This is a genomic window from Actinacidiphila sp. DG2A-62, assembly GCF_035825295.1.
In the GTDB taxonomy this organism is placed as follows: Bacteria; Actinomycetota; Actinomycetes; order Streptomycetales; family Streptomycetaceae; genus Actinacidiphila.
The window spans coordinates 42,300-62,774 of sequence record NZ_JAYMGI010000002.1 but is presented as its reverse complement, the minus strand read 5'-3'; the positions used below and the strand labels follow the sequence as shown (position 1 = coordinate 62,774).

19 protein-coding genes and 1 pseudogene are annotated in these 20,475 nt (G+C 73.8%); 16 read left to right on the top strand and 4 right to left on the bottom strand.

Annotation, left to right across the window (positions count from 1 at the left end; genetic code table 11):
* Window positions 1-17: 17 nt before the first annotated feature.
* Window positions 18-332: a YkvA family protein gene (locus tag VSR01_RS00715; protein ID WP_326447344.1), complete on the bottom strand. Its 315-nt coding sequence runs from the start codon at window positions 330-332 to the stop codon at window positions 18-20.
* Window positions 333-376: 44 nt separating this feature from the next.
* Complete coding sequence (locus VSR01_RS00710; protein ID WP_326447343.1) at window positions 377-1,117, bottom strand: DUF4230 domain-containing protein; 741 nt, start codon at window positions 1,115-1,117, stop codon at window positions 377-379.
* A 194-nt stretch (window positions 1,118-1,311) separates the two neighbouring features.
* Here VSR01_RS00710 and VSR01_RS00705 point away from each other — a divergent pair, with 194 nt between their 5' ends.
* From VSR01_RS00705 to VSR01_RS00660, 10 genes are all read left to right on the top strand, one after another.
* Entirely contained in the window at window positions 1,312-2,193 is an 882-nt protein-coding gene (locus VSR01_RS00705) for an alpha/beta fold hydrolase (RefSeq protein ID WP_326447342.1), read from the top strand.
* A 329-nt stretch (window positions 2,194-2,522) separates the two neighbouring features.
* Window positions 2,523-2,867, top strand: coding sequence for a DUF7144 family membrane protein (locus VSR01_RS00700; protein WP_326453435.1), 345 nt, complete (start codon window positions 2,523-2,525; stop codon window positions 2,865-2,867).
* Window positions 2,864-4,324, top strand: coding sequence for a DUF2252 domain-containing protein (locus tag VSR01_RS00695; protein WP_326447341.1), 1,461 nt, complete (start codon window positions 2,864-2,866; stop codon window positions 4,322-4,324). Before VSR01_RS00700 ends, VSR01_RS00695 begins: the two co-directional genes overlap by 4 nt.
* An 86-nt stretch (window positions 4,325-4,410) precedes the next feature.
* Window positions 4,411-4,899 carry a GNAT family N-acetyltransferase gene (locus VSR01_RS00690; protein ID WP_326447340.1) on the top strand — a complete coding sequence of 163 codons (489 nt, stop codon included), beginning with the start codon at window positions 4,411-4,413 and terminating at the stop codon, window positions 4,897-4,899.
* A gap of 1,083 nt (window positions 4,900-5,982) precedes the next feature.
* Window positions 5,983-6,753 carry a hypothetical protein gene (locus tag VSR01_RS00685; RefSeq protein ID WP_326447339.1) on the top strand — a complete coding sequence of 257 codons (771 nt, stop codon included), beginning with the start codon at window positions 5,983-5,985 and terminating at the stop codon, window positions 6,751-6,753.
* Between the two features lie 198 nt (window positions 6,754-6,951).
* Window positions 6,952-7,116, top strand: coding sequence for a hypothetical protein (locus tag VSR01_RS00680; protein WP_326447338.1), 165 nt, complete (start codon window positions 6,952-6,954; stop codon window positions 7,114-7,116).
* 135 nt (window positions 7,117-7,251) lie between these two features.
* Complete coding sequence (gene lanKC, locus VSR01_RS00675) at window positions 7,252-9,936, top strand: class III lanthionine synthetase LanKC (protein ID WP_326447337.1); 2,685 nt, start codon at window positions 7,252-7,254, stop codon at window positions 9,934-9,936.
* A 9-nt stretch (window positions 9,937-9,945) separates the two neighbouring features.
* Window positions 9,946-11,286, top strand: a complete 1,341-nt coding sequence (locus VSR01_RS00670) for an MFS transporter (protein ID WP_326447336.1) — start codon at window positions 9,946-9,948, stop codon at window positions 11,284-11,286.
* 165 nt (window positions 11,287-11,451) lie between these two features.
* Window positions 11,452-12,465 (top strand): GlxA family transcriptional regulator, encoded by a 1,014-nt coding sequence (locus tag VSR01_RS00665; protein WP_326447335.1) that lies wholly within the window; start codon window positions 11,452-11,454, stop codon window positions 12,463-12,465.
* A gap of 71 nt (window positions 12,466-12,536) precedes the next feature.
* Window positions 12,537-13,082, top strand: coding sequence for a carbonic anhydrase (locus tag VSR01_RS00660; protein ID WP_326447334.1), 546 nt, complete (start codon window positions 12,537-12,539; stop codon window positions 13,080-13,082).
* A gap of 118 nt (window positions 13,083-13,200) precedes the next feature.
* Here VSR01_RS00660 and VSR01_RS00655 read toward each other — a convergent pair whose 3' ends face one another.
* On the bottom strand, window positions 13,201-13,668 hold the full coding sequence (locus VSR01_RS00655; RefSeq protein ID WP_326447333.1) for a MarR family winged helix-turn-helix transcriptional regulator: 468 nt from the start codon (window positions 13,666-13,668) through the stop codon (window positions 13,201-13,203).
* A gap of 256 nt (window positions 13,669-13,924) precedes the next feature.
* Here VSR01_RS00655 and VSR01_RS00650 point away from each other — a divergent pair, with 256 nt between their 5' ends.
* The 3 genes from VSR01_RS00650 (at window position 13,925) to VSR01_RS00640 (ending at window position 15,572) form a co-directional block, all read left to right on the top strand.
* Window positions 13,925-14,551: an NADPH-dependent F420 reductase gene (locus VSR01_RS00650; protein WP_326447332.1), complete on the top strand. Its 627-nt coding sequence runs from the start codon at window positions 13,925-13,927 to the stop codon at window positions 14,549-14,551.
* 284 nt (window positions 14,552-14,835) lie between these two features.
* Window positions 14,836-15,015 carry a hypothetical protein gene (locus VSR01_RS00645; protein WP_326447331.1) on the top strand — a complete coding sequence of 60 codons (180 nt, stop codon included), beginning with the start codon at window positions 14,836-14,838 and terminating at the stop codon, window positions 15,013-15,015.
* Between the two features lie 287 nt (window positions 15,016-15,302).
* On the top strand, window positions 15,303-15,572 hold the full coding sequence (locus VSR01_RS00640; RefSeq protein ID WP_326454005.1) for a hypothetical protein: 270 nt from the start codon (window positions 15,303-15,305) through the stop codon (window positions 15,570-15,572).
* A 480-nt stretch (window positions 15,573-16,052) separates the two neighbouring features.
* On the opposite strand, the pseudogene VSR01_RS00635 reads toward VSR01_RS00640, so the two are convergent.
* Window positions 16,053-16,724: pseudogene (locus VSR01_RS00635) on the bottom strand (5'-methylthioadenosine/S-adenosylhomocysteine nucleosidase family protein); the annotation flags it as partial.
* Between the two features lie 376 nt (window positions 16,725-17,100).
* Between VSR01_RS00635 and VSR01_RS00630 the strand changes: the two are divergent.
* The 3 genes from VSR01_RS00630 (at window position 17,101) to VSR01_RS00620 (ending at window position 20,404) form a co-directional block, all read left to right on the top strand.
* Window positions 17,101-19,326 carry a tetratricopeptide repeat protein gene (locus VSR01_RS00630; protein WP_326447330.1) on the top strand — a complete coding sequence of 742 codons (2,226 nt, stop codon included), beginning with the start codon at window positions 17,101-17,103 and terminating at the stop codon, window positions 19,324-19,326.
* 128 nt (window positions 19,327-19,454) lie between these two features.
* Window positions 19,455-20,057, top strand: coding sequence for a hypothetical protein (locus VSR01_RS00625; protein ID WP_326447329.1), 603 nt, complete (start codon window positions 19,455-19,457; stop codon window positions 20,055-20,057).
* Window positions 20,058-20,212: 155 nt separating this feature from the next.
* Window positions 20,213-20,404: a DUF6228 family protein gene (locus VSR01_RS00620; RefSeq protein ID WP_326447328.1), complete on the top strand. Its 192-nt coding sequence runs from the start codon at window positions 20,213-20,215 to the stop codon at window positions 20,402-20,404.
* The last annotated feature ends 71 nt before the right edge of the window (window positions 20,405-20,475 follow it).

Sequence of the window (20,475 nt, the reverse complement as noted above, 5' to 3'; positions counted from 1 at the left end):
GAAACCCGGGACCGCGGTCAGCGGGTGCCGTCGGCGCCGGCGTCACCGTCCCCGGCGCGGGCCCGGGCGAGCGCGGCGTGCACCGACCGCAGCGCGAGCAGCAGGAAGCCGAGGTCGTCCAGGTAGACGGGATCGGGCAGCAGGTCGACCGGCCAGACCGTGTACGCGATCGACCCCCAGAACATCGCCTTGGTCGACAACGGCACGCCGGCGGCCCTCAGCAGCCGCCTGGCGCGCACCAGCTTCACCAGCAGGCGTACCGCGAGCACCGCCGTGACGAGCGCGAGCACGGCGACGCCCGCCACGAGCCAACCCCACCGCACGCCGTCCACCGTGCACCTCCTCGGTCATGTCCGCGGCATCGTGCTCCCGCCGCTCAGCGCGACGGCGTCGGCGAGGCTGAAGGCGACGACGCGTGCGGCGACGACGCGTGCGGCGAGGGCGTCGGGGACGCCGTGGGCGGCGGTCCGAACGCCACGTCGACCCTGGTGAAGCCGAGCGTGGTGAGCATGCGCTGCAGCATCGAACGGGTGTTGGTCTCGGCGCGGGCGGCCAGCTCGGTCTGCTCGGCGGCGTTCTGGATCTTCTGCGCGGCCAGTTCGTTGAGCTGCTGCATGTTCCCGGGGTTGCTGCCGAAGAAGTCGCCGACCCGGTCGAAGAACCCGCGCTGCTGCGAGACCACGTACGAGTGCTTCGGGTCCAGGGAGGTGCGTTCCAGGGCCGCGTGCGGAAGGCGGATCGACGCGGTCCTCCGGTCGTCGGAGACCTTGACGGCCCCCGGACCCACCGAGCCCAGGTCCACATAGGCGTCGACGCTCCCCGCGCCCACGTACAGCGTCCGCTTCCCCTTGACGACGTCGGGCAGGAACTTCGCGTCCTTCTGCAGGTCGACGACCACCTCGAAGTTGCCGCTCGCACCCTCGAACCTGTTCATGTCCTGAATCGACTTGAGCACCACGGGACCGCTGCGGTCCTTGTCGGTCTCGGCGAACGGGTTGGGCAGACCGGGCAACAGGTCCGCCCGCCCGAGCAGGAAGAACAACAGCCCCAGGACGACCACCCCGATGACGACCCGGGCCCACCACGGCGTACGGCTCACCGCCGGTTGCGCGTCCATGACAGACCTCCCTCCTCCTCCGGTCTGCTGCCCCGGTCGGGCCGGACCATGGGTACGGAGTCAACAACTCGTCACGAGCGGCGCGCAGTTGGCTCAATCGCACGCGTACGCGGACGCCGGCGGACGCAGCCGGACCCGCAGGCCACCGGCGATATCCGGGTGCGCCCGGTGCCCGGCCGTGGCAGGCTCCGCCCATGCCGATCGTCGACGTGTCCACCGGAATCTCCCTCGCCTACGAGACCTTCGGCGACCCGGGGGACCCGCCCGTCCTGCTCGTGATGGGGTTCGGGGCGCAGATGCTGGCCTGGCACGAGGACTTCTGCCGGGCGCTGGCCGACCGCGGCCGGTACGTCATCCGCTACGACAACCGCGACTGCGGGCTGTCCACCACGTTCGACGCCCACCCCGTGGACATGGGGACGTTCATCGCCGCGGTGAGTTCGGGCGACATCCCCGCCGCCCGCGCGATGGTTCCCTACCGGCTTCTCGACATGGCCGAGGACGGCCTGGGCCTGCTCACCGCGCTGAGGGTGGAGCGCGCCCACGTGGTCGGGGCCTCGATGGGCGGGATGATCGCGCAGACGATGGCCCTGTCCTTCCCGGAGCGGGTGCTGACGCTGACGTCGATGATGTCCTCGACCGGCGAGAGGGAGTACGGGCAGCCCAGCCCGGAGGCGCAGGCGGTGCTGTTCGGCCCGAGGCCGGCGGACCGCGAGGGGTATGTCGCGGCGGCGGAGAGGGAACTGGTGTGGGCCTCCAGGCGGTACGCGGACGCCGAGGCGTTGCGCGAGTCGGCCGCCGCGCAGTACGACCGCGCGTACTACCCCGCGGGCATCGCGCGACAGCTCGGCGCGATGGTCCTCAGCGGTTCGCGTGCGGACGGACTGCGCGGGTTGCGGGTGCCGACGCTGGTGATCCACGGATTGGACGACACACTGATCGACCCCAGCGGAGGGATCCGCACCGCGGAGCTGGTGCCCGGGGCCGAGCTCCTGCTGGTCCCCGACATGGGCCACGACCGTCCGCGCCGGCTGTGGCCGCGGATCATCGACGCGCTGGCGGCGCACACCGGCTGAGCAGGTCCGCCCGCGTTCGGCGCGGTCGTCGGACGCCGCGGCAGGGATGAGCGGTGGAGGTGGGCGCCGGAGGTGGGCGGTGGGGCGGGGCCGCGGGCGGAAGTGGCGAGCGGGTGTTCGTATGAGAGCGCCGGAGGTGGGTATGAAAAGGGTGAAAACCGACATAAAAGCTACCTGACTGGCCCTGACTGGTGAGGGCCGTGTGCTGGGAGGTTGCGCTCATGACGACTGCGCATGTGCACGACGACGACGTACAGGGTCGAGGCCGCGGCCGTGGCCGCGGGGAAGTGGACTGGGTGCCCGGCTGGACGGCTTTCGCCGCCGTACTGATGATCTTCAGCGGGGCGATGGCGATCTTCGAGGGCGCGTCGGCCATCGCCAAGGACGACGTCTTCGTCACCACCCGCAACTACGCGTACACCTTCGACCTGACCGGCTGGGGCTGGACCCACCTGATCCTCGGCATCCTCGTGGTGCTCGCCGGCCTGTCGCTGTTCCGGGGCGCGCTGTGGGCCCGGGTGGTCGGCGTCGTCCTCGCGGGAGTGTCGATGGTCGCGAACTTCATGTGGCTGCCGCACTACCCGCTGTGGGCGCTCACCCTCATCGCGATGGACGCGTTCATCATCTGGGCGCTGTGCGCCGGCCCCTACCGACGGGGCAGCGAACTGCGATGACCGCCGCGCGCCCGCGCGCCGCCGCCCCGCCGCGGCGCTCCGCCTCGGAGCGGGCCGAGGCGGGGAAGGCGGCGCGGCGGCGGGTCCCGCGTTCGGCGCACGCGGACTTCGACCCGCCGGCCGGCCGCCCCGACCCCGTCGACGTCGTCGAGGCGCAGTCCGCGACCCGGCTGCCCGAGCTGGTCCCGATCCGCTACGGCCGGATGACCGAGTCCCCCTTCCGCTTCTACCGCGGCGCGGCCGCGCTGATGGCCATGGACCTGCGCACCGCGCCCGTCACCGGCGTCACCGCCCAGCTGTGCGGCGACGCCCACCTGCTGAACTTCCGGCTGCTGTCCTCCCCGGAGCGCCGGATGATGTTCGACATCAACGACTTCGACGAGACCCACCCCGGCCCCTGGAAATGGGACGTCAAGCGGCTGTGCGCCAGCCTGGCCATCGCCGCCAGGGCCAACGCCTTCTCCGGCAGGGAGCGCTCGCTGATCGTGCGGTCCGCCGCGCGCGCCTACCGGGAGCAGATGCGCCGGTACGCCGGGATGGGTCACCTGCCGGTCTGGTACGCGGGGTTCGACGAGGAGTGGGTACGCCGCCGGTTCGCCCCCGAAGCGGGTGGCCGGGCCCGGCGCGGCTGGGACAGGGCCGTGGCGAAGGCGCGCACCCGGGACAACCTCCAGGCGTTCGACAAGCTCACCGGCGTCGTCGGCGGCGAGCGGCGGATCATTTCCGACCCGCCCTTGCTCGTCCCGCTGCGCGATCTGCTGTCCGACGCCGAGTGCGGCCGCCTCGAAGGCCGTTTGCGCCGTCTGCTCACCCGCTACGCCCGCACCCTGCCCTCGGACCGCCGGCACCTGCTGGAGCAGTACCGCGTGGCCGACATGGCGCGGAAGGTGGTGGGCGTCGGCAGCGTCGGGACGCGGTGCTGGGTGGTGCTGCTGCTCGGCCGCGACGACGGCGATCCGCTGCTGCTGCAGGCCAAGGAGGCAGGCGAGTCGGTGCTCGCGTCCCGCCTGGACACGGTCGCGGCCGATCGCGCGCAGCGGTTCGCGCCGGGCCCGCGCCCGGACTTCCGCGCCCAGGGGGAGCGCGTGGTGGCCGGTCAGCGGCTGATGCAGGCCACCAGCGACATCTTCCTCGGCTGGGAGCGCGCCGACGGGATCGACGGGCGCCGGCGTGACTTCTACGTGCGGCAGTTGCGCGACGGCAAGGGCATCGCCGAGCCGGGGACGATGGAGCCGGCCGGCCTGCGCGCCTTCGGCGAACTGTGCGGCGCCACCCTGGCACGCGCGCACGCCCGCTCCGGCGACCGCATCGCCATCGCCGCCTACCTCGGGTCCGGCGACGTCTTCGACCGGGCGCTGGCGGAGTTCGCCGAGCGCTACGCCGACCGGAACGCCGAGGACCACCGGGCGCTGGTGGCCGCGGTCCGGTCCGGCCGGCTCCGGTCCGCTCCCGGCTGATCCGGCGCCGCCCCCCGCCGCGGGGCCGCCGCGCCTGCTCCGAAACCCGCTTGCGGCCGGCGCCGGGCGCGGAGCATCGTCCCCGCATGATCGAATTGAGATTCCTCGGACCGGACGACTGGCCGGTCTGGCGTGACCTGCGACTGGCCGCGCTGGCGGAGGCGCCGTACGCGTTCGGTTCGACGCTGGCCCAGTGGCAGGGGGACGGCGACCGTGAGGAGCGCTGGAGGAACCGGCTGGCGATTCCCGGGTCGCACAACGTCGTCGCCGCAGGCCCGGACGGGCCGGTCGGGATGGCCGGCGGGGTACCGGGCGAGCAGCCGGACGCGGCCGAGCTGATCTCGATGTGGGTCAGCCCGGCGGCCCGGGGCCGCGGCGTGGGCGACCTGCTGATCGCGGAGATCACGCGGTGGGCCGCGCAGCGCGGCGCCACGGTCCTGCGGCTGTCGGTGATGCCGGACAACCGTGCGGCCGCCGCGCTCTACGAACGCCACGGCTTCGCGGACACCGGCGAGCGGGGCGACCTGCTGCCGGACGGTGTGCGCAGGGAAGTGGTCATGGCGAAGGCGCTTTGAACCCCCTCCGCCGCGCCGCGCGACGGGGCTCGCAGGCCGACCTACCCGGCCGCGGGTGAAGGCTCCGAACGCCGGCGGCCTCCCCGCCGGCGCCTTCACCGCCCGACCGGCGCGGTGATCCGCGCGCCCTCGGAGGGTGAGCGGATCGTGTCCGTCCGGTCTCGCAGGGCAACCCTGGTGGCGGTTCACCGGTCTGAACGGGCACGAAACCGCCGAAGGGGGAGGGTTCTTGTGAGGGGCATCTCAAGAAGGAACGCGGGCCGGGACATCCGAGGAGGGCGTGCCGGCGCGGTCGCGGCAGCGCTGACCGTGGCTGTGCCCGCGGTGATCATCGGCGCCGCCGGTCCGGTCGCGGCGAGCAGCGGGACGAGCACGGCGGCCACCGGCTCGCTCGCGGTCACCATGCTCGACCGGGACGGCGCGGAGGTCGCCGACACGGTGAGCGCCGTCCCGCTGGGCGCACCGGGCGCCGCGGCCCGGCAGCTGACCAGCGGAAAGGCCGGCCACCCTGCCGACCGGTCAGTACGCGCTGCTCACAGCCGCCCTCGAAGGCGACCCCACCGTCGTCACACTCGGCGGACACATCGTCACCGTCAGCGGTGGGGCCGCCACTTCGGTCACCATCGACGCCCGCCAGGGCCGTGAGCTGGACATCGCCACCGACTCCGACGACTCCGGCACCGAGTCCGGCCAGGCCCTCGCCGCCCGCGTCTGCGTCGACGGCAGGAACACCGACGACTTCGCCATGAGCAACGCCGAACGGGGACGGGTCTTCGTCATCCCCGACGCCGACCCGCGCCTGGAGCTCGGCTACCTCGCCAACGGCGTGTCCTCGGCAGGCGCCTACTCCGCCGCCGGAACGGTCCCCCTCACCGGTGACCCGATCACCGTGCCGCCGGCCTCGACCGGCGCCGTGACCACCGACATCCTCCCCGGCCCGTCCGCGCAGAACGAGGAGTACGCCTCCATCGCCCCGCGCCCGCAGGGCGCCGGGTGCGAACGGAACCTCAACGCGCCGCCGAACGGCGGTGGAGTTCCCCCTACCAACGCACCACGCGGACCACCGCGGGCGCATGGGAGTTCGTGCACGACACCGGGTACGACCACTGGAGCACCACAGCGACGGTCACCGCCGGCGGCACCACCGCGCTGGAGTTCGGCCGAGCGGCCTGGGGCCCCGTCCGCTACCTGCCGTGGGTGCAGGGCGGCACGATCGGCTTCGACACCTCGGGCATGATCGCCGATCCGCTGCTCTCCGGCCGCGACGGCACCATCGACGCCTCCGCGACGCTCTACCGCGACGGCAAGGCGGTGGCGAGCCGTAGCGGCCTGGGCACGTCCCCCTCCGTGCCGGGCCCGACCACCTTCACCGCGCCCGTCACCACCTCGGCCGCGTACACCCTCAAGGTGCACGCCTCCCGATTCGTCGACGGTGTCCAGCAGCCCGCCGGGATGATGTCCACGGCCACCGACGCGGCCTTCTCCTTCCACGCCGGTCCCGCGTCGAACGCCGTGGCGCCCGCGTTCCTGACCCGCTTCGTGCCCGCGGGGCTCGACCGGTTCAACCGCGCCCCCAGCGGCCGCGCCACGACGATCCCGCTGGTGCTCGACCGGACCAGCACCCGCGCCGGCGTGCCCCTGTGGCCCGCGACGGTGAAGACGGTCGAGGTGTTCGCCTCCCCCGACGGCGGACGCACCTGGCAGCCGCTGCACGTCACCCGCACCGCCGCGGGCTGGACGGCGGACCTGTCCGCGCAGAAGGCCGCCACCGAGATCTCCCTCAGCGCCCGGGTCACCGACACCGGCGGCAACCGGACGGTCAGCACCGTCTACCGGGCCTTCCTCACCGACTGACGGGAAGCACCGCCGGTCGGCACCCGCGGGCCGGGGAGTCCGACGTCGTCCCGCGGGATCGGGACGGTGCGGCCATCACGCCTCGCACCTGCGGGGATACCGGCTCTGTACCGAGGCTGGACCGGTTCTGAACCGCCTCGTCCTAACGTTCACACAACAGCTCAGCTGGTTGCACCAACGGACGAGAAGGAGACGACCATGGCCGACGCCATCGAGCCCACCCCCGAGGAGACCGAGCAGCCTGAGGTCGAGGCGCACGGTGAGTCCGCGCTGTCGCTGCAGGAGCTCGAGGGTCAGGACGGCTTCGTCGAGGGCCCCGGCCTCGCCGACGGCAGCTCGGTCAGCCTGGCCGCCTGCGCCTGATCCCCGTGAGCCGGTGGCGCGCCCATGTCGGCGCGGCCACCGGCTCGCTGCTTCCCGCGGGCCGTCGCCGGCCGTGCCCGCCCAGGAGGTCCCGCGGCCGCCGCCCACCGTACGCACCCGCTTTGGAGAATGCCGATGAACCTCCCCCTGCGGTACGCCGTTGCGGACAGCGAGTACTACGCCCCGTTGGAGGAGGCCCGGGACCGCGGGCAGGTCTACGCGCCGCCGAACGTGCCCGACGGCTGGAAGCTCGCGGCCTCCGGCGTCTGGAGCATGTGGTACCGCGAAGGTCTGCTGCGCGGGGTCGGCGAGGGCTGGAAGGTCCACGTCTCGGCCCGGCCGGGGCGCCAGCAGGCGGTGCTCGACACCGTCTCCGAAATCTGCTTCCGCCGGGAGACCGCCTTCAAGCACCTGTCGTCCCATCTGTTCTACTGGTGGACCCACCACAAGCAGGCGGCCCGCCCGCAGAGCGGCAAGTTCATCGCCGCCTACCCGACGAGCGCCGAGGCGGCCCGCGAGCTGATGGAGGAGCTGCGCCACGCGCTCGCCGGCGAGGAGGGCCCGTACATCCTCACCGACCGGCGCTACCGCGACTCGCGCACCGTCCACTACCGCTACGGAGCCTTCGCCCCCCACGACCGGCTCAACGCCGACGGCACCCGCACCCCGCTGGTGCGCACCAGCGCCGACCGTTACGTGGAGGACCGCCGCGGTGTCGCCTTCCACCTGCCGGAGGGGGTGACCGACCCCTTCCGACCGGCGCCGGTACGCAGGGCCCCCGCACCGGGGACGCGGCAGGCGCCCCCGCCCGCCAAGCGGTCCGTCAGCTTCCAGGGCTTCGCCTTCGACCGGTCGATACGCTTCTCCAACGCCGGCGGCACCTACCGCGGACGCGAGGAAGCCACCGGCCGCGAGGTGTTCATCAAGGAGGCGCGGGCGCACTGCGGGGTGGGCGAGGCCGACTCCACCGCGCCCGAGCAACTGCGCGCGGAGTGGGAGAACCTGCGAGCGATGCACGACGTGGCCCCCGGCCTGGCCCCGGAGCCGCTCGCCTACTTCCGCGAGTGGGAACACGACTACATGGTCACGGAGTTCATCGACGGCAAGCCCCTCAACGCCTGGATGGCCGGCAACCACCCGATGCTCGGCGTCGGCCGCACCCGCCAGGAGCACGACGACTACTACGCGCGCTGCCTCACGCTCCTGGACGACATCGAGCACGCACTCGACCGCCTGCACACGCTCGGGTACGTCTTCGTGGACGTCAGCCCCGGCAACGTCATGGTCACCGACGACGGCCGGGCCCGGCTGATCGACTTCGAGGCGGCACATCGGCTGGGCGCAGGCCCGTTCCGCCTGATCGGCACGCCCGGCTACGTCGCCCCGCCCGAGTTGGTCGGCGACGACCTGCGCATACACGACGACTACGGCCTGGCCGCGCTTGCCCTGCTGCTGCTCGGCCCCTTCCACCAGGTCGTCAGGCGCAACCGCGCCGCACTGGCGCACCTGCACGCCGAACTGACCGAACACGCGCCGGTCCCGGCGCGGTTGTGGGCTCGCGCGACGCGCTTCCACCCGTGGACGGCGCCGGCGGGGGACGCCGCCGAGCCGTCGTCGCAGAAGACTGCCGCGCCGCCGTCACACGAGACCGCGGTCCTGCCCTCTCCGGAGGAGGTCGCCGCCGACCCCCTGCGACACCTGGCGGAGCTGCGGGACCGCACCGGCGACGCGCTGCTGGCGATGGCCAGGCTCGACCACCCGGACCGGGTGTTCCCCACCATCCCCGAGGGATACCAGACCAACGTCCTGTGCCTGGCCTACGGCACCGCGGGCGTCGTGCACGCCTTGGGGAGGGCCGGCCGGGAGCTGCCCGCCGGACTGCTCGACCGACTGAGCGCCGACGCGCTCGCCGCAGTCGGCACGCTCCCCCCGGGCCTGTACTCGGGATCGGCCGGGATCGCGCTGGTGCTCGCCGACCACGGCCGCCTGACCGAGGCCGGCGACCTTATGGACGCCGCCGACCGGCACCCGCTCACGGCCCGGGGCGCGTCCGCGACGCTGTTCGGCGGCACGGCCGGGATCGCCATGGCGCACCTGGCGCTGTACGGACGCACCCGCGACGAACACCACGTCGACCGGGCTGCCGAGCTGGCCGCCGCCCTGCCCCAGGACGGCGAGCTGACGGCCCGGCTGGGCTCCGACGACGCCACCGGCCTGTTGCACGGGCGCACCGGCGTCGCCCTGATGCTGCAGCAACTGGCCGCCGTGACGGGCGACGCGGCACTGCTGGCCCGCGGCACCCGGCTGCTGCACGCCGAACTCGACCGGGCCATCGACCCCCAGGGCCCGGGGCTCACCTTCCCGCTGTCGGCGGCCGACCCGCGCAGCCTTCCCTACCTCTTCGCAGGCTCGGCGGGAATGGTGCACGCCGTCACCCGCCAGCTGCGGGTGGTGGACGACGAGCGGCTCGCCGCCGCGCTGCCCCGGCTGCTCAGCCCGCTGCGCACCACGTTCACCGTGATGCCGGGACTGCACCAGGGCCTGGCGGGACTGGGCTTCGCACTGGCCGGGCACGCGGAGCTGACCGGTGACGAGGACAGTCGCCGTGACGCCGTCAGGGTGGCACGCGGACTGTTCAAGTTCGCGGTGCCGCACCCGACCGGCACCCGCTTCCTCGGCGACCAGCTGATGCGGTTCAGCGCCGATCTGTGGAGCGGCTCGTCCGGCGTGCTGCTGTTCCTCGCCCAGCTGCTCGACCCGCGTCCCGATGCGCTCTTCACCGCCGACGCGCTCGCCGCTCCCGCCACCGTGGCCCCGTGAGGTGTTCGCATGGCCCGTACGGAAACCACCGCCGACCCGGCCGCGGCCGCTGCCTCCCCAGGCGTCGCCCGCCGCCGTGACCTCAACCTCTACTGGACCGGACAGACCACGTCCGCGTTCGGCTCGGTCTTCACCACCATCGCGCTGCCCGTGGTGGCCGTCGTCACGCTGAAGGCGTCGCCCGGCGAGATCGGCCTGATCGGCGCCGCCGCGACCGCCCCCGTCCTGCTGCTCGGCTTCCCCCTGGGCGCCCTCGCGGACCGGATCAGCCGTCCGCGCCGCGCGCTGATACTGCTGGACCTGCTGTCCGCGCTGGCCGCCGCGACGGTCGCGCTGACGCTGTTCCTGCACGCGGTGTCGGTGCTCTGGCTGGTCGCGCTCTGCGTGGTGATGAGCGGCGGGTCCACCCTGTCGGCCTCGGTGTACTTCCTGCACCTGCGCCAGCTCGTGGGCACCGAGGGCATCGGCGCCGCCCGCGCCCGGCTCCAGGCCGGCACGTACGGTGCCGCGCTGGCCGGGCGGCTTCTGTCGGGACCCGCCATCGCGGTGCTGGGCGCCGGCACGGCGCTGACCGTGGACGTGGCCAGCTACCTGGTGAGCGCGGCCGCGCTGCTGGCGATGCGCTCACCGGACCGGGTGGAGCGGGGACCGGCGCCGTCGGTGGTCCAGATGGCGCGAGGGGCGGCGGCCGGGTTGAACGCCTTCAGAGGCGACGCCTTCCGGCGGGCGCTGGGGGTCTTCATCGTGGTGCCGGTCGCGGCGCTGGCCGGTGTGACCACGCTGACCGGCCCGTTCCTGCTGCGCACCGTGCACCTGCCGACGGCCGCCTACGGTTCGGTGTTCGCACTGTCCGGGTTGATGGGGCTGGCGGGTTCCACGGTCGCCGGGAGGGCGCTGGCGCCGGGGCGGGACGCGCGGCGGGTGATGCTGGGCGCCTTCAGCGCCGCGATGCTGTGCAGCCTGCTGCTGCCGCTGGCCGCGGGGCCGCTGCCGCTGGCGGCAGCCTGCGCGGCGCTCGGAATCGGGACGCCGGTGTTCTTCGGGGCGATCGCGAACGTGGCGGTCAGCTCCGTACTGGTGTCCGGGATGTCCGAAGAGGTGCTGGGCCGGGCGATGTCGGCGATGCAGGTGTGCGCGGCGCTGGCCGGGCTGGCCGGATCACTCGGCGGCGGCGTGCTCGGCGACCACTTCGGCGTCCGGGGCGCCTTGTGGGTGCTCGGCCTGGCAGCGCTGGCGGCGATCGCGGCGACCCTGCCACCCGCCCTGCGGGCCGCCGATCGGGCCAGGCGCGCCGAGGAGGCCGAGGCGGCCGCCGCGAGGACCGCGGAGCCGGCCGCCGCGGCGAAGTGACCCCCGGGACGACCGCCCGGAGGCGGGTGGTCGTGGAACGTCCGATCCGGTGCGGAGCGGGTTCCGGTCGAGCGGGGTGCGCCGGGCCGGTCGGCGGCGCCGACGGGTGCGGCGGGCGCCTGGCCGGGCCGTCCTGCCCCGGGCCGGCGTGGGACAATCGGGTTCATGGGATCGCCACACCCCGCCCCGTCGCCGACGGGTGGACGCCACGTCACCTCGGTCGGCGGGCCGGTGCACCGCGTCGTCGCGCTCGTGCTTCCCGGGGTGATCACCTTCGACCTCGCCATCGCCGCTCAGGCCTTCGGGCACCAGGAGCAGTCGCACCTCTACCGGTTCGAGGTCTGCACGCCGCATCCGGGACGGGTGGCGACCCAGTCGCCGTTCGCCGTCGACGTCGCATCGGGGCTGGAGGCGCTGGAGCGGGCCGACACGATCGTCGTGCCCGGGTTCCGGCCGCTCACCGATCCGCCGCGGCACGTGCTCGACGCCCTGCGGGAAGCGCACGCCCGGGGCGCGCGGATCGCCTCGGTGTGCGTCGGCGCGTTCGCCCTGGCCGCCACGGGACTGCTCGACGGCCGCGCCGCCACCACCCACTGGCGGGAGGCCGCCGAGTTCCGGCGCCGGTTCCCCGCGATCCGCCTGAACCCGGACGTTCTCTACGTCGACAACGGCCAGCTGCTGACCAGCGCCGGCTTGTCCGCCGGGATCGATCTGTGCCTGCACATGATCCGGCAGGATCACGGCGCGGCGGCCGCCTCCCGGGTCGCCCGTCACATGGTCGTCGCGGCGCACCGGCCCGGCGGGCAGGCGCAGTTCGCGAGCCAGGTCAGTGACGACGACGGTCTGTCCGCGACCTTCGGGTGGATGGTCGGCGAGGAGCACCGGCCCTTGACCGTGGCCCAGATGGCCAGGCACGCGGGAATGCCGGAACGCAGCTTCGCGCGGAAGTTCCGCGCCCGGACGGCCATGACCCCGATGCGGTGGCTGGCGGCCCAACGGCTGCTCGAAGCGCAGCGGCTTCTGGAGTCGACCGTGCTGCCCGTCGAGGACATCGCCGAGCGCACCGGACTGGGCACCGCGGCCAACCTGCGCCTGCACATGGCCCGCCAGCTGGGGACGACCCCGACCGCCTACCGGAGGAAGCTGCGCCCGGCGGGGAAACCGCTCGGCGCGTCGTAGTGGCGGGAGTTTTACGCCGCCTGGCCGTCCTGCCCGTGGCCGGACCCGGGCCGGGCGAGCAGGATCGGATCATGAACAACGTCACGAAACTGCTGGACAACAACGCACGATTCGCCATGACCGACGCCAAGGACAAGGTGCCGGCCATCCCGTTCATCCCGAACAAGCAGGTCTACGTCCTGACCTGCATCGACCCCCGGGTGGACCCGGCGGCCACCATGGGGCTCGACCTCGGTGACGCCATCGTCGCCCGCACGGTCGGCGGCCGGGCGAACCGGTCCTTCCTGGACGACCTGGCCTGGATCAGCTACCTGCACGAGACCATGACCCCGGACGCGGAGTGGTTCGAGATCGCGGTCGTCCACCACACGGACTGCGGTTCGGCGTTGATGGCCGACCCGGCGCTGCGCAAGGGCTTCGTGGAACTCGGCTTCGACGACGAGGAGATCCGCCGGACCGCGGTCGTCGACCCGGCGACGACGGTGCCGGTCGACGTACGGGCGATCATCGACGAGCCGACCGTGTCGGGACGGATCAAAGTCTCCGGCTACCGCTACGACGTGAAGACCGGCCGTATCGAGCAGGTCGTCGCCCCGCGGTCCCGGGACGGCGGCTGACCACGACCACGCGGCCGCGCCGACGATCCCGGTGGGGCGCCCGAGCGGATGTGGGACGGGCGGCACGGAGAACCGGACGCCCCTCGCGCGGACCCCTCCAGCCCTTCCGCAGATCCCTTCAGCCGCGCCGGTCCTGCGCCGCCAGCCGCTCGCGGACCTTGGCGCTGATGGCGGTGAGCGCCTCCAGTTCGTCCGGGGTGAGGGGGTCGATGACCACCTCCCGGATGTCCGCGACGTGCCGGGGGGCTGCCGCTTCGATCAGTTTCCTGCCTTCGGCCGTGAGGGCGATCACCGAGCCGCGCTGATCGGCGGCGCAGCTCTCACGGCGTACCAGGTGGCGCTTCTCCATCCGCGTCAGGTGCTGGGACAGGCGGCTCTTCTCCCAGCGCAGCAGCCTGCCGAGTTCGTACGGCCGCAGCGGGCCCGCTGCCTCCGACAGGTGGGCCAGCACCTGGTAGTCGGCGTTGGACAGTCCGCATCGGTGGCGCAGTTGCCGGTCGATGAACTCGGTCAGTCCTTCCTGCATCGCCACCAGGCTCCGCCAGGCCCGTTGTTCCCGCTCGTCGAGCCACCGCACCTCGGTCATGCCAGGACCCTACCCACTTGGTTGACATGTTAACAAGTGGCGGGATAGCGTTTGGTTAACACGTTAACCAAGTGTGGGAGGCGACGGCTCCGCCGAGCGACCGCCCGACCTCCGTTTCCGGGAAACCCATCCATGCGAGGAACAGCGATGCCGAACCCCCGCAAACCGCGCCGCGTCGGCGAGCCGGAGCTGCCCGAGGCCACCTTCCCCACCCCGGCGACGGCCGCCGGCGTTCTCCTGCCGGAGGCGTACTGACATGAGGTTCGGCATGATCGGGGCCGGGACGCTGTCCCGGGCCATCGCCGGCCATCCGCTGAAGGCGGGCCACGAAGTCGTCTTCAGCAACAGCCGGGGACCCGGCACCCTGACCGAGCTGGTCGGCGAACTCGGCGCCGGCGCCACCGCCGGCACCGTCGCCGAGGCGGGCGAAGCCGACTTCGTCGTCCTGGCCGTGACGTGGCGCCGTGTGCGCGAGGCCCTGGCGGCGCTGCCGCCGCGGCCGGGGCGGATCCTGATCGACGCGACCAACCAGTGGGCGGACCCGCCGCCGGCCGCCGTCCCCGACGTCCTGGCCGTCGGCGGCAGCGAACTCGTCGCCTCCCTCCTTCCGGACGCCCACGTGATCAAGGCTTTCGACAACCTCTTCGGGCCGGTCATCGCGGCCGACCCGGTCACCCCCGCAGGCCGCCGCATCCTCTTCCACGCCGGTGACGACGTGGACGCGAAGGCCCGGTTCCGCGCCGCGGTCGAGGAGTTCGGCTTCGCGCCCGTCGACCTCGGGCCCCTGACGATGGGCCGGCTGATGCAGGTCGACGGCCCCCTGACCGGACTGCACGCCATCCGGGAGAACGCTGCGCACCCGGGAATGCCCGACCGCTCCTGACGACGTGGCGCAGGGCCCGAGCAGGTCAGCGGGTCGGGCGAAGCGCACTGCCGCCGCCTGCCCCGAGGTGTGAACGCGGCCCCCGCGCGCTGGACGGGATCGTCTTCCCTGACCAGCTGCGTCCCGATCGTTGCGGGACAGCCGCCTGTGCGCGGAGCATGCTCACGTTTCGCTCAACTCCCGTGTGACGCCCGCCGGGTCGGGTACGAAGCGGTCACGCGCTTCGAAGGCGGGCCCGGCCGGCGGTGATCCGGCGCGGGGTACGACGGCTGAGGGGAGTTGCCGTGACGTCGGCATGGAAGTGGCTGGTGCGGCGGATGCGTGCCGCGGTGTCGGAGCGGGACCGGATGAAGCGCTACGACTTTCCCGAGGCGCACCGGATGACGCAGTCCCGGCGGCAGCACGAGGCGGGTCTGTCCCGTCACTACGTCGGACCGACCGGGCGCAACCAAAGCATCGGCTGACCCGCCGCGGGCGCGGGAGGCGGACGGCCTCGTCGGAAGACTTGCCGGGCGGGCCGCGCCGGCCATCGCCGGCCCGATCCGGAGCGGTGGCCGGAGCCGGGTGCGCCGCGTCCGTCGGGCGGGAGCGGGCGGGCGTGCTGGGTTGGACAGCCGTCCGATCTCACGGTCGGGATTGACGCCGATTCCGGGCGCACACGTATCGTCGGAGAGCGCTCTCCGATAGTCTGGCCGGCGTATGCGGCACTCCCGAACGGTCCTTGATCGCTCCCACGCGGAAAGGCAGCACCATGCGGAGACTAGCCACGACCACCGCGCTGGCACTCGTGCTCGGCGTCGCGCCGCTGTCCCTGGCGACGGCCGCGGCAGCGGCCGCCCCGGCCGCCGTCACTCCCGCCGCCGCTCAGACCGGGCAGTGGGTGAACACCGGCGAGACGTACCCGCAGCAGTGGATCTGCGTGTACGTCGGCAACCAGAAGGTGACCAGCGGACAGGCCGTCAACTTCTCCTGCCCGGCCGGGCCGGCCGGATCGTACGCCCTGTGGATACTGACGCCCTGACCGAACCCCGGCCGGAACCCCCGGCCGGAACCTCAGCCGATACTGCAGCCGATGGCGTACGCCCGGTACACGGTCGTCTGCGCCGAGCAGATCGCTGACGGGGGAAGGGCGGCCCACAGACGAAGCTGTAGGTCCGTGCCCGCGTCGAGCGCGTCTTTGCCGGGTTGCCCGGAGGATACCGCGAGACTGCCGTCTCAAGGGCGACGGCGTTCCACCCACCATGCTGCGCGCCCTCGGTTCCGGCCTTCGTCCCCTCACGGTGGGATGTGGGGTGCTCGGCGCAGTCAGGAGGCCGGTGGCGGGGTGGACTTGCCGGTGACGGGGGCGAGGAAGAGACCGTGGCGGAAGTCGATGTGGTCGCCGGAGGCGGGGGGGCCGGGCGCTGCTCGACGCGGCGGGGAGGTCGGAAGGGGGGAGGGCGCGCAGGAGGGCCAGCAGGGCGGCCGCGGCGTTGGCGGCGGCGCGCTGCTGGGAGCCGGCGGCATCGGCGGCGGCCTTGGCTCCGTCGGCATGGTCGCTGATGCCGCGGATGGTCAGGACGTGCAGGTCGTGGGTGAGCGCGGCCGCGGCGGCGACCCCGGCGCTCTCCATCTCGACGGCGGCTGCGTCGCCGTAGTGCCAGCGGATCTGCTCCCGCAGCGGGCTGTCCGCGGCGTTGAGCACCACCTCGCCCGCCGCGAGCGGCTTGAAGTGCACGGCGGGCGCCGGGTCGGGCCCGCCGTGCCAGGCGTCGTCGCTCAGCGCATGCCAGGCGTTCTGCTCCAGCAGGTGGGAGACTGCCCCGGGGACCGGGCGGGCCAGGAAGCCGTCCGCGGTCTCCTTGCCGGGATGGACGTGGTGGATGCGGGTGGCCACGACGACGTCGCCGAGCCGTACGTCGGACGCGAGGCCTCCTGCCACCCCGACGAAGAACAGCGCGTCGGGCGCGAGCCAGTCGCGGGCGCGCTCGGTGATCACGGCTGCCCGCAGGTTGCCCTCGCCGACCCTGGCCAGCAGGATCTCCCAGTCCGTGCCGGGCAGCGTCCCCGCCGCGAAGACCGTCCCCGAGGGGTGCTGCCGCTTCGTGGTGGGGCCGAGAGCCGCGCGCACGGCTCGGTACTCGACGGGAAGCGCCGTCAGCACCACCGCGGTTCCGCTGTGCCGAGCCGTCATGTGCGTCGCTCCCGTGTTCCGGCCTACCGGCTTCCCGGCCTGCGGGCTTGTTCGGCCAGGGGGCTCGTGCCCGCTCGTGCCGAGGGCCTCGTCCCACGATAAACCGCCGCCGCCCGGGCTGTGCTGACAGTACGTCGGACGAGGTGCCCGAGCCGTAGGCTGGAGCGGGCCGCGGCAGATCCCGTACGCCGCGCCGTACCGCACAGGGGGGCCGGATGGACGCGAACTGGCAGGCGCTGCTCCGGGCGCTTGATGCGACGTCGGCGCAGCCGGGCGGCGGGGCGGTCCGCGCGCAACTGGCGCTGCTGCCCGAGGGCGGTGACGGGGCCGGGCACGGCGCGGACGCCGGGGCCGACGGCGTCCGCGCCCTCAAGGAGTGGGCGGCCGGGCTGCGGGCCGTCCTCGCGGCCGACCCGGCGCTCGCGTCAGCGCTGGCGGCGAACCTGCGCGCGCACGGCTTCGCGGACGCCGCTCCCGCGCCGACCGCTTCCTCCTACCTCGGCGACCACGTCGACTTCGGCAACGGCCTGTTCCTCGGCGACGTGACCGGCACGGCCGAGCACCACACCCACTACCACGCCGCCGCGCAGCCCCCGCCGCCGGCCGTCCCGCCTCCTCCCCGGCAGCTGCCGCCCGACATCCCCGACTTCACCGGCCGTGCGGACGACCTCCGCACCCTGGACGCTCCGTCCCGGGCGCCCGGGGCCGATCCCGGGGCCGATCCCGGGGCCCCCGCCGATTCCGGGACCTCCGACAGCTCCGTGACCGCCCTCGAAAGCCCTGCGGCCACGCCCACCGTGGTGATCTCCGCCATCGACGGCACCCCGGGCGTCGGCAAGACGACCCTGGCCGTGCACTGGGCGCACGCGGCGAGCGAGCGGTTCCCCGACGGGCAGATCCACCTCGACCTCCAGGGCTACGCGCCCACTCCGGCGGCCAAGCCGCGCCGCGCCCTGGGGGAACTGCTGCGGCTGCTCGGGGGCCGGCCCACGAAGTCCCCGCGAGCCTGGACGCCAGGACCCGGTCCTACCGCAGCCTCCTGGCGGGGCGCAGGGTCCTGGTCGTCCTGGACAACGCCGAGGACCCCGCGCAGGTGCGGCCGCTGCTGCCGGGCGCCCCGGGCTGCTGTGTGGTGGTCACCAGCCGCAGCCGGATGGCCGGGCTCGCGGTCCGCGACGGGGCCCGGCTGCTCACGCTGGACGTGCTCGATCCGCAGGAGTCGCTCGCGTTCTTCGCCCGGGTGCTGGGCGAGGAGCGGGTCGCCGCCGAGCGCGCGGCCGCGCTGCGTGTCGCCGAACTGTGCGGACGCCTCCCGTTGGCGCTGCGCATCGCCGCGGTGCGGCTCGCGCTGCGCCCCTCGTTCGGCTTCGCCGACGTCGAGGCGGAACTGGCGCCCGAGGAGGGCCGGCTGGCGCAGCTGTCGCGCGGCTCGGACGAGTTCGCGGCGGTGCGGCACGTCTTCTCCTGGTCGTACGCCAAGCTCACGCCGTCGCAAGCGCGGGCGTTCCGCCGTCTCGGGCTGCACCGGGGACCGGTGTTCGGCGCCGCCGCGGCCGAGGCGGTGCTCGGCGTGCCGCGCGACGAGGCCCGCGACCTGCTCGACGCGCTGACCGAAGCCCACCTGCTGGAGGAGGACGCCCCCGGCCGCTTCCGTTTCCACGACCTGCTGCGGCTGTACGCGCAGGACCGCTGCCGCGTGCAGGAGCCTCCCGCCGAGGCCGCAGGGGCGGTGGAGCGCCTGCTGGCCTGGTACGTGGCGACCGGTGAGAACGCCGACCGCGCGCTCAACGACGGCCGGGAGCAGGTGCTCGCGCCGATCGAGGCGCCCGAGGGCGTGCGGCCGGCGCGGTTCGCCGACGCGGACGCCGCACTCGCATGGTTCGACGCCGAGTACGCCAACGTCCTGGACGTCGCCCAGCAGGCCGCCGACGCCGGCCTGTTCACGATCGGCTCGCGCGTGCCGATCGTGCTCAGGTCGTACTTCCAGCGCCGCAGCCAGTGGCCGGAGTGGCTGGAGGTGCAGCGCATCGGCCTCGACGCCGCGCGCGCCGCAGGCGACGGGCCGGCCGAGGCGTGGCTGCTGAGCGGACTCGGCGACGTCTACGACGACCTGGAACGCTACGACGAGGCGCTCGTCTGCCACACGCAGGCGCTGGAGGCGCACCGCCGGCTGGGGGACCGGCGCGGCGAGGCGACGGACCTGAACAACATGGGCGCGGCCCACATGGTCTGCGGCGACACCGACCGGGCCGCCGACTGCTACCGGCGCTCGCTGGAGATCCGCCGTGCGGTCGGTGACGACGCCTTCGGCGAGGCGATGACCCTGCACAATCTCGGCGAGGTGCACGAGGAGCGCGGCGAGTGGGGGCAGGCGGCAGCCTCCTACCGCGAGTCGCTGGCGGTGCACCGCCGGGTCGGGCACCTGCGCGGCGAGGCGCGGGCGCTGCACCGGCTCGGCGTCGTGCTGACCGCGCTCGGCGACCGCGAGGCGGCGCGCGGCAGCTGGGAACGGGCGCTGGAGATCTTCGAGGACGTCGGCGACGTCGAGGCGGACGACGTGGCGGCGCTGATCGACGGCCGAGGGGCCGACCCCTCGCCGTGAGCGCGCGCGGCCCGCGGCGAACCCGCGCGGCCGGCACGCTGTACGCCTCTGCCGGACTCATCGGGGCGCTGTCCGGGCATGAACCGGTGCGGGACATGGCCATGCCGGTAGCGCGGAGGGAGCGTGCGGTGGGGGAGCGGGAACCGCTGGTCGGGGTGGGGCAGTTGCTGATCGCGGAGTACCAGAGCATCAAGGAGGAGCAGCGGGCGCGCATCGGCTTCCGCGACAACCTCCTGTACGTGACGCTCGCGGCCGTCGCCGGAGTCGCGGCGGCGTCGCTGGAGGCCGCGCGGGCGACGATGCTGCTCGCGCTTCCCCCGGTGTGCGTGGTGCTGGGCTGGACGTACCTGGTCAACGACGAGAAGATCTCGGCGATCGGGCGCTATGTCCGCACGGAGCTGGCCCCCCGGCTGGGTGAACTGGCCGGTCCCGGCGCGGGAGCGGTCTTCGGCTGGGAGACCGCGCACCGCGGCGACGCACGCCGCCGCTCGCGCAAGGCCGTCCAGTGCCTGGTCGACCTCGGCGCGTTCTGCGCGGTGCCGCTGGCCGCGCTGGTCGGCTACTGGACCGACGCGCCGGGCCGCGCGGCCCTGCTGGTCCTGTCCGCGCTCGAAGCGCTCGCCGTGCTGGCCCTCGGCGTCCACTTCGTCCTCTACGCCCTGCCGTTCACCGCGCCGGCGCCCGAGCCGTCCCGCGCCCCCGTCTGCCCGCCGACGCAGCCCCCCTTGTGAGTGGGCGCCGCGGTGGCAGCGGCTGTGCGTGAGCCGTGTCCGGCTGTTGGCCGCCATTTCCCGCCCTGTGGGCGCGGGCCGGCCTGGAGACCGCGACCGGCCAGCGGCCGCGACGCCACTTGGCCGCGGACACCAGAGGCCTGCCGCTGTTCGTCATGATCACGCCGGCCGACATGCCCGACCGCAACGGGACCGAGGAAATGGATCTCGTCCCGTTCCTGGAGGGACTGGGCAGAGACTACCGAGGCTGGAACGGCGAGCGGGTCCGGCAGACCGACGACCAGGACCTGGCAGTGACGGCGGTCTTCCGGTCCGGCGGCGCGAGGATTTCCAGGCGACCGTGGTGACCGCACCGGTTATCCCCCTGCGAACCCCGGGTGCCGCTGCGGCCCAGTGGCACGCCGCCCGCGCCGGCCTG

What these genes read in the sequence shown, in the direction of transcription:
- VSR01_RS00710 (WP_326447343.1), bottom strand. Translation starts at nt 1,117, where the DNA reads ATGGACGCGCAACCGGCGGTGAGCCGTACGCCGTGGTGGGCCCGGGTC.
- VSR01_RS00705 (WP_326447342.1), top strand. Translation starts at nt 1,312, where the DNA reads ATGCCGATCGTCGACGTGTCCACCGGAATCTCCCTCGCCTACGAGACC.
- VSR01_RS00700 (WP_326453435.1), top strand. Translation starts at nt 2,523, where the DNA reads ATGATCTTCAGCGGGGCGATGGCGATCTTCGAGGGCGCGTCGGCCATC.
- VSR01_RS00695 (WP_326447341.1), top strand. Translation starts at nt 2,864, where the DNA reads ATGACCGCCGCGCGCCCGCGCGCCGCCGCCCCGCCGCGGCGCTCCGCC.
- VSR01_RS00690 (WP_326447340.1), top strand. Translation starts at nt 4,411, where the DNA reads ATGATCGAATTGAGATTCCTCGGACCGGACGACTGGCCGGTCTGGCGT.
- VSR01_RS00680 (WP_326447338.1), top strand. Translation starts at nt 6,952, where the DNA reads ATGGCCGACGCCATCGAGCCCACCCCCGAGGAGACCGAGCAGCCTGAG.
- lanKC (WP_326447337.1), top strand. Translation starts at nt 7,252, where the DNA reads ATGAACCTCCCCCTGCGGTACGCCGTTGCGGACAGCGAGTACTACGCC.
- VSR01_RS00670 (WP_326447336.1), top strand. Translation starts at nt 9,946, where the DNA reads ATGGCCCGTACGGAAACCACCGCCGACCCGGCCGCGGCCGCTGCCTCC.
- VSR01_RS00665 (WP_326447335.1), top strand. Translation starts at nt 11,452, where the DNA reads ATGGGATCGCCACACCCCGCCCCGTCGCCGACGGGTGGACGCCACGTC.
- VSR01_RS00660 (WP_326447334.1), top strand. Translation starts at nt 12,537, where the DNA reads ATGAACAACGTCACGAAACTGCTGGACAACAACGCACGATTCGCCATG.
- VSR01_RS00655 (WP_326447333.1), bottom strand. Translation starts at nt 13,668, where the DNA reads ATGACCGAGGTGCGGTGGCTCGACGAGCGGGAACAACGGGCCTGGCGG.
- VSR01_RS00650 (WP_326447332.1), top strand. Translation starts at nt 13,925, where the DNA reads ATGAGGTTCGGCATGATCGGGGCCGGGACGCTGTCCCGGGCCATCGCC.
- VSR01_RS00640 (WP_326454005.1), top strand. Translation starts at nt 15,303, where the DNA reads ATGCGGAGACTAGCCACGACCACCGCGCTGGCACTCGTGCTCGGCGTC.
- VSR01_RS00620 (WP_326447328.1), top strand. Translation starts at nt 20,213, where the DNA reads ATGATCACGCCGGCCGACATGCCCGACCGCAACGGGACCGAGGAAATG.